We start from the raw sequence: 13,711 nt of genomic DNA on the forward strand, positions 1-13,711 counted from the left end.
TATGACTACCAATATCCAGCGCGGCCTTATCGCGGTACGCGCCGAAGGCGACGTGACGAAAGTGGTTGCGTCCCTGCAAAAGGCATTTGCAGACTTCAAAACTGAGCACCAAAAGCAACTGGACGATGTGAAGGCCGGGCTTCCCGCATCCGATCACACTGAAAAGCTCATCCGCTTTGAAACCGAACTGTCCAACCTGCAGGCCGCCATGGACGACTTCAACGTCAAGCTGGCAGCAGGTCAAATGGGCGGCACCGTCGGCGTTCGCGACAAGGAGTACACCGAATCCTTCCTTGCCCACATGAAAAAGGGCGAGGTCCAGGCGAGCCTGAACAAGGGCGCGGACGACGAAGGTGGGTATCTCGCGCCCGTGGAGTGGGATCGCACCATCACCGATAAGCTGGTGGAAGTCTCGCCCATGCGTCAATTGGCGCGCGTACAACGCGTCTCGAAGGCAGGCTTTTCCAAGCTGTTCAACATGGGCGGAACGACTTCTGGGTGGGTCGGTGAGAAGGCGACGCGCCCAGAAACCAATACACCAGAGTTCGCCTCGCTGAGCTTCACCCATGGCGAGATCTATGCCAATCCGGCTGCGACACAGCAGATGCTGGATGATGCAGAGATCAATTTGGAAACATGGCTGGCTGAGGAAAGCAATATCGAATTCGCCTATCAGGAGGGCAAGGCGTTTGTGTCAGGCGACGGCACCAACAAGCCCACAGGCATCTTGCAGTACGTCACGGGCGGCGCGAAAGCCAGCGCGCATCCCTTTGGCGCCATCAAGCTGGTCAATTCCGGCTCAGATACGGGCATCACTTCGGACGCGATCATCGATCTGGTTTATGACCTGCCATCGGCATTTACCGGCAATGCAAAATTTGCGCTGAATCGAAAATCGCTCGCCGCTATCCGCAAACTCAAGGACGGCCAGGGCAATTATCTGTGGCAACCGTCCTACGTGGCGGGCCAGCCCTCGACACTGTCGGGTTTCCCAGTTGTGGAGGTGCCGGACATGCCGGATGTGGCTGCGGACGCAGTGCCGCTGCTTTTTGGCGACTTCCAGCGCAGTTACCTGATCATTGATCGGGTTGGCGTGCGGGTGCTTCGCGACCCATACACCAACAAGCCATATGTGATGTTCTACACCACCAAGCGTGTTGGCGGCGGGCTGCTCAACCCGCAGCCTATGCGTGGCATGAAGATTACTGACGGACAGGCGTAACCCAACAAGGAGGGCTGCGGCCCTCCTGCCCTTGGAGTAGGAAATGAAATTCGTAAAACCCTTCTATGGTTGCAAGGCGGGCGACGTGTACCCCACCAAGTTCGCCGCCGGCGACGAATGTCCACCTGAGCTTGAGCGTGCGGCCAAATCAACTGATGCTCTGGAAAGTGGACAGTCCAAGCGAAAGGCAAAGGTCGATGGCAATCCTGACGCTTGACCAAGCAATTGCGCATTGTCGGGTTGAATCGGACTACCCGGCCGATCAGTTGCTTCCGTATATGGTAGCGGCTGAAAACTACGTGATTTCCCACCTTAACCGCGTGGTGTTTGAGAGCGAGCAAGCCCTTAACAATGCTCTGGATAGTTTGCCAAGCACATTAGGGGCCGCGTTCGACGCATACCAGACGGCTCTGGGTGTCGCCAGGCAGGTAGAAAATGTTGCGCAAAGGGAGACCATGATCGGCGTTGCGCAGATCAAATATCACGCAGCGCAGAACGCTGCCAGGCGCACACTGGACGGGATCGTGATTAATGGCGCCATCCACGCCGCTATGTTGCTAACTTTGGGTAATCTTTTCGTCAACCGAGAAGCCGATGTTGTTGGAGCGTCCGTTGCTATGCTGCCAACCGGCGTACCAGAATTACTGCGCCCATATCGAATGGTGCAAATGCCATGAGGATTGGCCCACTCAATCGTCGCATAACCATCCAGCGCCAAGACACAGCTGAAGATGAGTACGGCGAGCCTATTCCGGGCGCCTGGGTGGACGTGGCCCCCGTTTGGGCGAACATTGCCCATAAATCCGGGCTGGAGACGGTAAAGTCTGGCGTGGACGTATCCATCGTACAGGCGAGCATCCGGATCCGTTACCGAGAGGACATTACCGCAGGCATGCGCGTTGTACATAAAAGTACCGTGTATGACATTCGCGGGGTGTTGCCCGATGAATCGGGTCGCGAGTTTGTTGATCTGGTTTGCCAGACCGGAGCCAATCAGGGATGAAAACCACTATTCAAATGACTGGTCTGCGCGAGTTGGGGCTGGCGATGAAGGAGTTGGACTCCCGGTTGCAGAAAAAAATGGGTCGCAATGCCGTGGCTGCGGGCGCAAGAGTCATTCAAAAGCAGGCCAAACAAAATGCGCCGCTATTGAAGGAGCCTGCATCCAATCGCAAACGCGGCACGATCAAGAAGCAGATCCGCTCCAAGGCTGAACGAAAGAAGAATGGCATATTCGAGGCCCGCGTGTGGGTCAAAGGCATTGGCAAGAAAAAAGTGCAGGAGTTTAAGACGGCCACGGGCCAGAACAGCTCCCAAAATCCGAATGATCCGTTTTACTGGTGGATGGTCGAGCTCGGTACGGCCAAGACACCGCCGCAACCGTTCATGCGCCCAGCCTTCGGGGCCAAAAAGGTCCAAGCCGCTGAAAAGATTAAATCCAACCTTGCTGACAGGATCGACAAGGAAGCAAAGCAGATCGGACAGACCATAGGGAAGGCAAACAAAAAATGAGTTTTGAATCGGACCTCAGAGCGTGCCTGCTGCCGTTGGTCACCAGCGGGGTGTACTTTGGCGTACTTCCACTGGACAAGGTGCCTACTGCTGAATCACCTTCGCGCGCCGGATGGTCAGCCATTGTGCTGCCCACTGAAATAGTGACGCCCGACAACACCATTTGCGGCGCCTCAGACCTTGAGGACTACCGCGTGCAGATTGACGCCTACGCGCCCTCCTACGGGCAACTGGTTACGCTGCGCACACAAATATTTTCGGCGGTCGAGGCGACGTTTGAGAGCGCAGCGCGGATCAATGATCTCACTGATTACGATCCCGACCTGAAATTACATCGTCGGATCATCGAGTACAGCATTTCTGCTGAATAACCTACCGGCCCGCCACAAGCGGGTTTCTTTTTGGAGCTTTGAAAAATGAGCAAAGGAAAATCCACGCCGTTTCGCGGAAGCCGTCTGTTTGTGCAGCAGGAGGTATCGGAGACTACTGCGGCCATCACAGCCATCACGGCCACCAACCCTGGAACCGTCACTACGAGCGCGGCGGCCGCCAAGGGCGACATCATCACGATTGCGGGCCTACCCGGATTCGATGGCCAATACGTTGTTGCATCTGTCGCTTCGGGTACGCTGACATTGGCCGACGCCGACTGGAGCGATGAACTGGCGCCTGAAGAATTCGACGGAGCCACCGTTGCCAAGCTTGATTTTTTAACGCAGTTTTGCGAATTGACCGGCTTTAATCACTCTGGCTCTACGGTCAGATACGATGATGCGAGCACGATCTGCTCTGGTGACTATGATGACTTTGACGCTGTGTCTATTGATTCAGGCACTTTGCAACTGGACTTCAATTTCGCGCCAGCAGTGCCGATACAGGAAAAACTGCGTGAATATGAACGCACGATGGAGAAGTTCTGGGTCAAGGTGCTTCTACCTCGCAGCCAAGGCACGATGGCCTATTACGGCGGCGTCCAGAACGGCCCTGGAATGTCCGGGTCCGCTACAGAATCCAAGTTCACATCCGGCGTTACCTTAAAACTGTCGGGACCATACTTCCATATCAAAGCGGCATAAGGAGCGGGCATGAATGCCAAGCAAATGAAGGAAGCCTTCGCGAAGAAAAAACTGAAATCGGCCATCGTTGAGATTGATGACGTTGGTAAGGTGATGATTCGCGAACTGGCGCTGCGGGATTTGGATAGTGTGGACTCGGACGATACGACAGACGCCAGGGCAAGAAACGTGGCGCTCACCATCTACACCGAGGACGGCTCCGAACGAGTGTTCGACCCAGATAGCCCTGAGGACATTGAAATCATCAAGAACCTTGGCAATCGTGAAATTAACCGACTGGCAAGTGCGCTCGCGGCAAAAAACTAACGCCCCAGCGCGAGTTCATGATAGAGCTGAGCTTAGCGCTGGGGAAAACCCTTGAAGAACTCCGGGACATGTCGGAAAGCGATTTCCGCCTGTACCAGCAGTACTACGCCAAGCAGCCATTCGGTCAATGGCGTGCCGACTACAACGCAGCCAGGATCGCCCAGTCCATGGCGGGCGGCAAGTTGCAGGACCTGATGCCGTTTTGGTTTGACGACGAAGAGGCAGCGAACGAAGAGGCTTTTGACGAATTGATTGCTGGCGCTATTTCGATCTAGCAGCCCTATAATTCCAGTAATAATCTGAAATAAAGGGAGTGGCATGTACACCGTTATGGCTCTTATCGGCAGCTTCTTTTCCCTGTGGGCACTGCTGGCCTGGTTGGCGTGTGGGCTCTTTGCTGGGCATTTGGCAGGCGAGAAGAACAGATGCGGATTTTGTTGGTTCTGCTGGGGAATTCTTTTCGGTCCTTTGGCCCTGATCACTGCGGTTGGCCTTCCCGATAATAGGACCATGGCGGCGCCTGCTACAAGGACGCAGAGTGCGCTCAATGCAGCATATCAGCCTCTTCCTGTCGAATTGTTGGATCCAGACACTTCGGCGTCAGAGGAAGTCGGACGCAACGTTTCGAAGATGTCGAAAGACCCGCTTTACTGGATCCTCGTACTTGCCGGGATTGCAGCTTTAGCTTTTATTTATTTGAAGCATCTACGCTGAACGAATGAGCCCGCTCCACGCGGAAATGTGTTCATGGCCACCTTCGGGGTGGCTTTTTTATTGGTGACGATTATGGCTAGTGGTTCACTTGGACGCTTGAATGTCATCCTCGGATTGAACGCCGCCGAATTCACACGCGGGATGGGGCGTGCGGAGTATCAGGCGAGAAAATCGCTCGATCAAATAGCCTCGTCGGCGCGCACAGTGCAGAACACGTTGAGGACGGTTTTCGCTGGCTATTCGGTCAAGATGGTGTATGACAAGTTTCTAACAGAAACCATCAACGCGCAAAACGAACAGGCCCAGTTAACGGCAGTGCTCAAATCTACCGGGCAGGCGGCAGGCTATACGCGTGACGAGTTGAACAAGATGGCCGCTGACATGTCAGGGATATTCAGCGAAGGAGAGATTAATAAGGCGCAGACAACCTTGCTCGCGTTCACCGGCATAGTTGGCGACCAGTTTACGCAAGCGCTTCAGGCAGCCATTGATATGTCGGCGCGAACTGGCATGTCGGTTGTTCAGGCTGCTGAGACGATTGGGCGCGCACTGGATGTTCCATCTAAAGGTTTGTCCTCTCTATCGAAGCAAGGCTTTCGTTTCACTGAGGAACAGAAAAAGCTGGCTGAACGTCTGGAAGCCACCGGGCGCACCGCAGAAGCCCAGGGAATCATACTTAATGAGCTGACATCGTCCTACGGCGGTGCAGCCCAAGCGGCCCGCGACACTCTTGGCGGCGCGCTGACTGCGTTGCGGAACCAAATCGACTCATTAATGACGGGCGACGATGGTAGCGTCAACGGGTTGACCGGAGCGGTGAATGATCTCACCGACTCCCTCGGATCGGAGGACACGAAACAAACCTTCAAAGACTTTACAGGTTGGTTAGCGGAAACTGCAAAATATGTGCTGAACCTCACCAACCAATTCGCCGAAGGGATCAGGTACTCCGATGGATTCTTTGATGCGCTTGTTAAGTATGGGCTGACAGATCCATTTAAGTCGCCGTTAGAGCAACTGGAACGCATCAACAAAGAGCTGGACACACTAAATAAAGACACCAAGGGTCTTGTTTCCTCGATAAAGGATGGCTCGGTCTCCATATTTGACGTGGATCCGACTTCGCTGGGCGGCGAGGGCCGGGCAAGCAGAATGCGCGCTCTTTTGCAAGAGCAACAGTACTGGCAGCGGCAATTGGAACGTGGCGAGCGTGATTTGTTCCAATCGTATAAAGGGTTTGGTGAAACTGGAGGCGATCCATTCTCAGGCGTCCTTCCCCCTGTATCGGTTCGCCCAAGCAGCACGGGTGGCAAGAAGGGGAAAGCGGTGAAGACCAAAGTCGACCCCGATCCACTGGGCACCTTCATCAAGGAGCAGCAAGAGGCCACGCAGGCGTATTTCTCGTTCCTTGATGATATTTCAGGCGAGACTGAAAAGCGCCGCGTTGAGCAGCAAAAACGGTTCTTGGATGACGCATTGGGTCTTGGCAGGATCAGTGCCGATGAATACGCGAAGTACATGGATGAAATCGCCACGAAAGGCAAAGAGACCATGGACAACATCGACCAGTTCACCGTCCAGGCGGCGCGCAACATCGAGTCGGCTTTGGGCGATGGTTTGTACCAGGTGCTAACTGGCAAGTTCGACAATATCGCAGCTGACTTTGCCGATATGCTGGCGCACATGGCTGCGCAGGCCGTTGCCGCCAATATTGCCGGATCACTCTTTGGCGACTACGGGAGCTCTGGAAAAATCGGCGGTTTCATAGGCTCGTTGTTAGGCTTTGCCTCTGGCGGCTACACCGGTCCAGGCGGTAGGACCGAGCCTGCGGGAATCGTTCATAAGGGCGAATATGTCCTGAATCAGGATGCCACCCGCCGTGTTGGTGTCGGCGTATTGGACCGAATCAACAAAGGGTATGCGAGCGGTGGGTTGGTAGGCGGTTCATCCTCGAGCTCGCCGACGAGCGGCGATGTGAATGTGACGGTGAACGTAACCGAGAACGAAGCCTCAACCCAAGGGGACCCCAGCCAATTCGGGCGCACATTGGCAAATGCGGTGCGCAATACCGTGCAAGAAGAGCTTGTTCGCGCCAAGATGCAAGGCGGGCAACTTTGGCAAGGGGGCTATTAATGGCCCGCATCTTTACATGGTGTCCACTTGTTGATCCGCAAGGTCAAATAAAATTCCGGTCCCTTGATGCCCAGTTTGGCGATGGATTCAAGCAGTCTGTGGGCGACGGCATCAACACCCGCGTCCAAGCATGGCCACTATCGTTCAAGGGTAAAGCCTCGTATATCGCGCCAATCAAGCAGTTCTTAGACGACCACGAGGGCTTCATCCCTTTTCAGTGGACGCCACCACTTGGGACGCCAATGTTATTCGAGGTCAAGGAATACAACCTGACCAAACACAGAGCTGGCCGATACACTTTGACCGCCATGTTCCAGCAGGTATCTGCGCCATGATTGAATCCGACATTCAAAGTCTGACACCAGGCAATCTGGTTACTCTTTTTGAGATTGACTGCACCGGTATTGGCGGTCTGATCGAGCGCTATCACAACCATACTGATGGCGTCATCACCTGGCAAGGCAATGAGTATTACCCATGGGCCATTGAAGCGCGCGACTTCGAACGGACCGGCAACGGGCAGCAGCCTCTACCGGAAATCACGGTCGGCAACATCGGCCAGGATGCCGAAGGTAAGCCAATCGCGGGTGTGGTAACCGCCTTGTGTTTGGCGCTGGACGATCTGGTCGGTGCCAAGGTCACGCGCCGGCGCACGTTCAAGAAGTATCTGGATGCAGTCAACTTCGCACAAGGCAATCCTTCAGCTGACCCCAATGAGCACTTGCCTGACGAAAAGTGGATCATCAGTCAGAAAAAGGCCGAAACGCCTGAAGCCGTGACCTTTGTCCTTACGTCGCCCCTGCAGTTTGATGGCCGACAGCTTCCTAGCCGGGATGTCATTGCCGGATTCTGCGGCTGGCTGACCATTGACGGGCCGGAAGGAGGTTATCGCGGCGCTTACTGCGGATACACCGGTACAGCCAGGTTCGACAAAGACGGCAACCCAGTATCTGACCCATCTCAAGACAAATGTGGCGGAAGGGTCAGCGATTGCAAAAAACGATTCGGGCAGAACAAACCTCTGGCATACGGTGGTTTCGCCTCAGCAGACAGGATCCGGTGATGCGCACACATATTAGACGCGCCATAGAAACCCACGCCTTGGCCGACTATCCACGCGAATGTTGCGGCCTGATAACGGCTCAAGGGGATAAACAAGTTTATGTGCCATGCCGCAATATAGCTACTGATGACCAGGATTTTGCGCTGGCGGCGGATGACTATGCCAAGGCAGAAGACCGTGGGCAGGTCCTTAGCATCATTCATTCACATATCGATCGCGATCCCCTGCCCACGGACGCTGATCTAGTGTCGTGTGAGGCTACCGGCCTACCATGGCACGTGGTGGCGGTTGGGCAGGATGCTGGCGAACCAGCGCCACGCATACTTGGATGGCACTCCTTTGAACCATCGGGCTACCAGGCGCCATTAGTGGGACGGCCATTTCACCACGGCACGCTGGATTGCTATGGTTTGATTCGCGACTTTTACAAAATTGAACTGGGCATCGAAATTCAGAATTTCGAGCGTCCCGACGCCTGGTGGGAGGATCCGTCCGGCGGAGAGCTGTACCTGGACAATTTCGAGCGTGCCGGCTTTGCGCGTGTTGACGATGCCCCCCGCTACGGCGACGTGATCCTGATGCAGTATCGCAGTGACCGAACCAACCATGGCGGCGTATTCCTGGGCGATGCTGCGCTGAAGTCGCAGCCCGACCTGCATCCCGTACCGTGCGCCCTGCTACATCATGCGATGCCGCGGCTTTCTGAACGCGTACTGTATGCAGGGTTCTGGCAGGACATCACCAGAATGATAGTGAGGTATAAAAAGTGACCGCTATTGCCATCAATCAACCCGCTTCGGCGGGTTTTTTTGAGCCCGAAAAACTGCGCACGATCAGGCTCTACGGAAAGCTCGGTGCCCGCTTTGGTAGGGTCCATAGGTTTGTGTGCCGCAATACCGCCGAGGCGGTACATGCTTTATGCCAGATGGTCCCTGGCTTCGAAAAATTTCTTTACGAAAGCAAAGACCATGGCCTGGGCTACGCCTGCTTTATCGGCCGCCAAAATATAAGCGAGGAAGGCCTGCAGTACCCCGTAGGTGGCGACGATATTCGCATAGCTCCCATGATTCTGGGGTCCGGTCGCGGCGGGTTCTTTCAAATCATTCTGGGTGCTGCCCTGATCGTTGCCGCACCCTATGCGGCGGCGGCGGCCTGGGGCGCTGGATACGCGGGACTGACAGCAGCCATTGCGACCTATGCGCCGATGCTGGGTTGGGCCATGGTGCTAGGCGGTGTGTCCCAGCTACTCACAAAGCAGCCTCAAGGGCTCACTAGCGTGGAGTCGCCAGATAACGGCGCCTCCTACAACTTTAATGGCCCCGTAAACGTGCCTGCCCAGGGAAATCCCGTACCTGTGCTGTACGGCGAAGCCATCGTTGGCTCGGTCACTATCTCTGGCGACATGTACTCCGAGGATATTCAGTAATGTCTGTGGTAATTGAGGACCGTGCGGGCGGACTTTGCATTCGAGGGTCGGGTGGTGGCGGCAAGAGCGGTGGTGGTAGTGCGCGCACGCCCGTTGAGCAGCCTGACAGCTTGCATAACACCTCGTACGCTGCGCTGCTCGACCTCATATGCAACGGGGAAGCTGAGGGGCCCGTCCATAAGTCGGCGCCGCTGCGCGATATCTATCTGGACGGCACGCCGATTCAGAATGCCGACGGTACCTTGAATTTTCGCAATGTCCAGGTGGACATACGCTTTGGCACGCAAGATCAGGCCCATATTCCAGGATTTCCGGCTTCGGCTAGCGTGACTTCGGTCGGCGTGCAGGTCAAGACCGCCCAGCCGTGGACGCAGCTACTAACCAATCCAGACTTATCGGCCGTGCGCGTGTCCCTGCATTGGCCGCAGTTGCTCGAAATGATCGACAGCGGTGACAAGGTGGGCGACCGAATCGGCCACCGTGTCCAGTACGCCATCGACCTCGCAGTTGGAAGCGGGTCATTCCAGCAGGTGCTGCAAGCTGCTGCAGACGGCAAGACGGTTAATGGATACACGCGCACTCATCGTATTGAGCTGCCATCCACTGGCGAGGGGTGGACTGTGCGCGTTCGCCGCATCACGCCCGAGTCCGAGGACAGCAGCATTCAAGACACGATGGTCGTGCAGTCCTATGCCGAAGTCATCGATGGCAAGTTCCGTCACCCTATGTCGGCCCTGGTGGGGATCAAGATCGATGCTGAGCAGTTTCGGTCCATCCCTACCCGGGCGTACCACTGGCGCGGCCAGGTTATCCGGGTGCCTAGCAACTACAACCCCATTACACGGACGTATTCAGGGGTGTGGGATGGCACGTTCAAGCGCGCCTGGAGCAACAACCCGGCCTGGACCTACTACGACATTCTGATAAATAAGCTCTACGGGCTGGGCGATCGCGTCGATGCCTCGATGATCGACCGCTACGCCCTATACCAGATCGGTGCGTATTGCGACCAGTTGGTGTCCGATGGCCAAGGCGGGCAAGAGCCGCGATTTGTCTGCAACACTTATATTCAGTCCAAAGCCGATGCGCTAAGGGTGCTTAATGATCTGACCAGCGTATTTCGTGGGATGGCCTACTGGGCCAATGGTCAGGTGGTGGCCGTGGCAGATATGCCAAGCGACCCTGTGTACACCTACTCGAACGCCAAGGTCATCGGTGGGCGTTTCGAATATACAGGCGCCGACCTATCCACGCGGCGCACGGTGGCGCTTGTATCCTGGAATGATCCGTCCGACTTCTACCGCGCCAAGGTCGAGGTCGTAAACGACGACGATGGCATCCGTCGTTACGGGATCCGCAAGACCGAGATCAAGGCGTTTGCCTGCCCATCGCGCGGCCAGGCCCAGCGCGCTGGGCTATATGCCTTGTATACATCCCGCATGGAAACCGGCGGCGTCACGTTCTCGGTCGGGCTCGAAGGCGTCGTTCCACAGCCCGGCAGCGTCATTCGAGTTGCCGACAAAAATCGTTCAGGCCGGCGCATGGGCGGACTGGTTAAATCCGCGACGACCAGCGTTGTCATGCTCGATCATCCAACTGTTGTATCGACTGGCGACAAACTATCCGTTGTTCTGCCAGATGGCACGATGCAGTCGCGCAACATCACGGGCGTGGACGCATCAGATCCTGATCGTGACGGGTACGACATACTGACCATCAGTCCTGCCCTGCCGAGTGCGCCAGTCACGGGCGCGAACTGGTCGATTGATTCGACCGAGCTGGTTGCTCAATACTTTCGTGTGGTCTCGGTTAAGGAAGGCGACGGCATCGAATACGGCATTTCGGCGGTTGCCCACCACCCGGACAAACACGCGGCTATCGATACAGGAGCAAGGCTCGACCCATTGCCAATTAGCGTCGTGCCCCCGCGCGTACAGGTGGCACCGACGAATGTACAGATTACCTCGCACCATACGTTTCACCAGGGCACCACACGTCACCTGATAGAAATATCTTGGGACAAGGCCGAGCATGCTGTGGCGTATGACGTGCAGTGGCGCCGCGACAACGGCGACTGGGTGGTATTACCGCGCACGGGCACTCGCTTGGCCGAGGTGCTCGATGTATATGCAGGCGGCTACATCGCTCGCGTGCGGGCGGTGAACTCGCTCGATGTGCCCTCGCTGTGGACGTATAGCGAGCTCACAGAGGTCGACGGCATCATCGGTGCGCCGCCTGTTGTCACGACTTTGACTGCGACGGGGATAGTCTTTGGGATAGACCTGCGCTGGTCCTTTCCCAGCGGTCCTAGCATCATCGAAAAGACGGAGCTGCGCTACAGTCAAACCTCAAACTTCAATGACGCTATAGATCTAGGCGCCTTCAGCTATCCGTCCAATAGGCACACGTTGCTGAACCTGGCCGCCGGCGCCCGACTTTATTTCTGGGCGCGCCTGGTAGACAAGAACGGTACTGCTGGGGCGTGGTTTCCCGCGGGCGCGGGGGTGATGGGTGAATCAAAAACCAGCGCTTCGGACTACCTCGACTACTTTGACGGCCTGATCGGCAAAGACCAGCTCGCGCAAGGGCTAATCCAAGAAATCGGCGAAGATCTTGAAGGCCCAATGGCCGAGCATATCTTCGATGAGATGTACGGCCCCACAGCGGGCGAGGATGATGAGTACGCGGGCGACGTGACCGAATATGCCGGCACGCGCACGGTCATATCCAATATCGTCGAGGCTGATACAGCACTTAGCCAGCGGATCGACTATCAGGCCGCCCGGGTCGATGACAACATCGCCGCGATCAAGGAAGAATCGATTACGCGCGCGAGCCAGGATGAGGCGTTAGCTCAGCAGCAATCGACACTCGCCGCACAGTTGGGCGACACGCAAACCGCTGTGCAAGAGACGTCAACTGCGTTGGTGCAGCTCGATGGCAAACTGGAAGCCACTTACACCCTGCGTGCTGAAGCAACCGTCGACGGCCAGGTGTATGCCGCCGGCATGGGGCTCGGGGTCTATGCTGAGCCCGGACAGCCCGTGCAATCGTCGTTCTATGTGTTGGCCGACCGCTTTGCCATTCTGAACCTCATCAACGGCATTGCCACGACTCCTTTCGTTATTCAGGGCGGACAGGCGTTCATCAATCAGGCGCTTATCGGGACGGCGTGGATCCAAACGGGCCATATTGACAACGCCGCCATCACCACCGCCAAGATCGGGGATCTTGCAGTGACAAATGGCAAGATCGCGAATTTGGCTGTGGACAACGCGAAAATCCAGAACGCCGCAATTACAACCGCCAAAATTGGCGACTTGCAGGTCAACACCTTGAAAATAGGAAACAACGCCGTGACCGTTCACGGCTCTGCATCGGCAGGTCCACGTGCTGGAACTGGCCCTGCGCGAGAGACATCTGTCACGATGAATTTGCCGGCTGCAGCAGATATTACGATCATGGCCACCATGGATACGGCGCCTTACAACTCCTATATGCAAGTGCGGCGAAACGGCAGCATCTTGAAAACTCTTTACCCAAGCAATGATAACTGGTCCATTTATATAGGGCTGACTGCCATAGTGCGAACCACCGTGTCAGCTGGCTCAAACACCTTCAGCATTTGGCAACCTGAAATCACCCTACTCGGCAGCGGCCTTCCCGGTGTAAGCATTGTCGTTTTAGCTGCGATGAAATAACCATGCAAGTTACCCTATTTGATGCTGATGGCAGATTCCTGCAAACACTGGATGGTCCGCTTGAGCTGGTGATCCTGCCAACGGTTGAAACCGTCGGTGCGCGATGGGCCGAGGGGGAGTTCGGCCCTGACTACTACTGGGTCGCCGGCCAGGCGCTGCCTCGCCCGCCAATGTTGGGTGCACGATTGCAAGACAACCAACTCGTCGGCCTGCCATTTAACACCACGATCACCATTAACAACACGGCCTACGAATGCGATGACGATCACGCCGAGCTCGAGTTCGAACACCCCGGCCACTACCGAATTGTCGTAACCAAATGGCCCTATCTCGACGCGGAGTTCATCTATGAAAATCCGACACAGTGAGGCGCACGGGCCAAGGCGCGCGGCTGAATACCAAAAGTTTGGCGATCAGCTCGACGCGATCTTCAAGCTGGCCGAGCACCTCAGAAGCCAAGGCATGCAGATGCCGCCCGACGTTAACGCATGGATAGACCACTGTCGGTCCGTGAAGAACAAGTACAAACCCAGCCGCCCTTGAGGCGGATTTTTAATG

The 13,711-nt window shown here is 56.1% G+C and carries 18 protein-coding genes; all 18 read left to right on the plus strand.

Features of this window, described 5'->3' with window-relative positions:
* Position 1: 1 nt before the first annotated feature.
* From ERE07_RS02510 to ERE07_RS02590, 18 genes are read left to right on the plus strand one after another with little or no spacing between them, the layout of a single operon-like run.
* Complete coding sequence (locus ERE07_RS02510) at positions 2-1,222, plus strand: phage major capsid protein (protein WP_130007225.1); 1,221 nt, start codon at positions 2-4, stop codon at positions 1,220-1,222.
* 43 nt (positions 1,223-1,265) lie between these two features.
* Positions 1,266-1,439 (plus strand): hypothetical protein, encoded by a 174-nt coding sequence (locus ERE07_RS21605; protein ID WP_167670706.1) that lies wholly within the window; start codon positions 1,266-1,268, stop codon positions 1,437-1,439.
* On the plus strand, positions 1,420-1,899 hold the full coding sequence (locus tag ERE07_RS02515) for a head-tail connector protein (protein ID WP_130007226.1): 480 nt from the start codon (positions 1,420-1,422) through the stop codon (positions 1,897-1,899). The genes ERE07_RS21605 and ERE07_RS02515 overlap by 20 nt, the downstream gene beginning before the upstream one ends.
* Positions 1,896-2,225, plus strand: a complete 330-nt coding sequence (locus tag ERE07_RS02520; RefSeq protein WP_130007227.1) for a phage head closure protein — start codon at positions 1,896-1,898, stop codon at positions 2,223-2,225. Before ERE07_RS02515 ends, ERE07_RS02520 begins: the two co-directional genes overlap by 4 nt.
* Complete coding sequence (locus ERE07_RS02525; protein ID WP_130007228.1) at positions 2,222-2,734, plus strand: HK97-gp10 family putative phage morphogenesis protein; 513 nt, start codon at positions 2,222-2,224, stop codon at positions 2,732-2,734. Before ERE07_RS02520 ends, ERE07_RS02525 begins: the two co-directional genes overlap by 4 nt.
* On the plus strand, positions 2,731-3,105 hold the full coding sequence (gp17, locus tag ERE07_RS02530; protein ID WP_130007229.1) for a tail completion protein gp17: 375 nt from the start codon (positions 2,731-2,733) through the stop codon (positions 3,103-3,105). Before ERE07_RS02525 ends, gp17 begins: the two co-directional genes overlap by 4 nt.
* Positions 3,106-3,150: 45 nt before the next feature.
* Complete coding sequence (locus ERE07_RS02535) at positions 3,151-3,810, plus strand: hypothetical protein (RefSeq protein ID WP_130007230.1); 660 nt, start codon at positions 3,151-3,153, stop codon at positions 3,808-3,810.
* 9 nt (positions 3,811-3,819) lie between these two features.
* The gene (locus ERE07_RS02540) at positions 3,820-4,116 is read left to right on the plus strand and encodes a hypothetical protein (protein ID WP_130007231.1); all 297 of its coding nucleotides are present in this window, start codon (positions 3,820-3,822) and stop codon (positions 4,114-4,116) included.
* A gap of 17 nt (positions 4,117-4,133) precedes the next feature.
* Positions 4,134-4,391 carry a phage tail assembly protein T gene (locus tag ERE07_RS02545; protein ID WP_130007232.1) on the plus strand — a complete coding sequence of 86 codons (258 nt, stop codon included), beginning with the start codon at positions 4,134-4,136 and terminating at the stop codon, positions 4,389-4,391.
* Between the two features lie 43 nt (positions 4,392-4,434).
* The gene (locus tag ERE07_RS02550) at positions 4,435-4,830 is read left to right on the plus strand and encodes a hypothetical protein (RefSeq protein WP_130007233.1); all 396 of its coding nucleotides are present in this window, start codon (positions 4,435-4,437) and stop codon (positions 4,828-4,830) included.
* Positions 4,831-4,863: 33 nt separating this feature from the next.
* On the plus strand, positions 4,864-6,963 hold the full coding sequence (locus tag ERE07_RS02555) for a phage tail length tape measure family protein (RefSeq protein ID WP_209021064.1): 2,100 nt from the start codon (positions 4,864-4,866) through the stop codon (positions 6,961-6,963).
* Positions 6,963-7,298: a phage tail protein gene (locus ERE07_RS02560; RefSeq protein WP_130007234.1), complete on the plus strand. Its 336-nt coding sequence runs from the start codon at positions 6,963-6,965 to the stop codon at positions 7,296-7,298. The genes ERE07_RS02555 and ERE07_RS02560 overlap by 1 nt, the downstream gene beginning before the upstream one ends.
* Positions 7,295-8,026: a phage minor tail protein L gene (locus ERE07_RS02565; RefSeq protein WP_130007235.1), complete on the plus strand. Its 732-nt coding sequence runs from the start codon at positions 7,295-7,297 to the stop codon at positions 8,024-8,026. The genes ERE07_RS02560 and ERE07_RS02565 overlap by 4 nt, the downstream gene beginning before the upstream one ends.
* The gene (locus tag ERE07_RS02570; protein WP_130007236.1) at positions 8,026-8,796 is read left to right on the plus strand and encodes a C40 family peptidase; all 771 of its coding nucleotides are present in this window, start codon (positions 8,026-8,028) and stop codon (positions 8,794-8,796) included. Before ERE07_RS02565 ends, ERE07_RS02570 begins: the two co-directional genes overlap by 1 nt.
* A complete protein-coding gene (locus tag ERE07_RS02575) occupies positions 8,793-9,452 on the plus strand; it encodes a tail assembly protein (RefSeq protein ID WP_245153364.1) in 660 nt (219 codons plus the stop codon). The genes ERE07_RS02570 and ERE07_RS02575 overlap by 4 nt, the downstream gene beginning before the upstream one ends.
* A complete protein-coding gene (locus ERE07_RS02580) occupies positions 9,452-13,153 on the plus strand; it encodes a TipJ family phage tail tip protein (protein ID WP_130007237.1) in 3,702 nt (1,233 codons plus the stop codon). The genes ERE07_RS02575 and ERE07_RS02580 overlap by 1 nt, the downstream gene beginning before the upstream one ends.
* A gap of 2 nt (positions 13,154-13,155) precedes the next feature.
* Positions 13,156-13,521 carry a hypothetical protein gene (locus ERE07_RS02585; protein WP_130007238.1) on the plus strand — a complete coding sequence of 122 codons (366 nt, stop codon included), beginning with the start codon at positions 13,156-13,158 and terminating at the stop codon, positions 13,519-13,521.
* Positions 13,502-13,696, plus strand: coding sequence for a hypothetical protein (locus ERE07_RS02590; RefSeq protein ID WP_130007239.1), 195 nt, complete (start codon positions 13,502-13,504; stop codon positions 13,694-13,696). Before ERE07_RS02585 ends, ERE07_RS02590 begins: the two co-directional genes overlap by 20 nt.
* Positions 13,697-13,711: the final 15 nt, after the last annotated feature.

The organism is Allopusillimonas ginsengisoli (genome assembly GCF_004153455.1).
In the GTDB taxonomy this organism is placed as follows: Bacteria; Pseudomonadota; Gammaproteobacteria; order Burkholderiales; family Burkholderiaceae_B; genus Allopusillimonas; species Allopusillimonas ginsengisoli.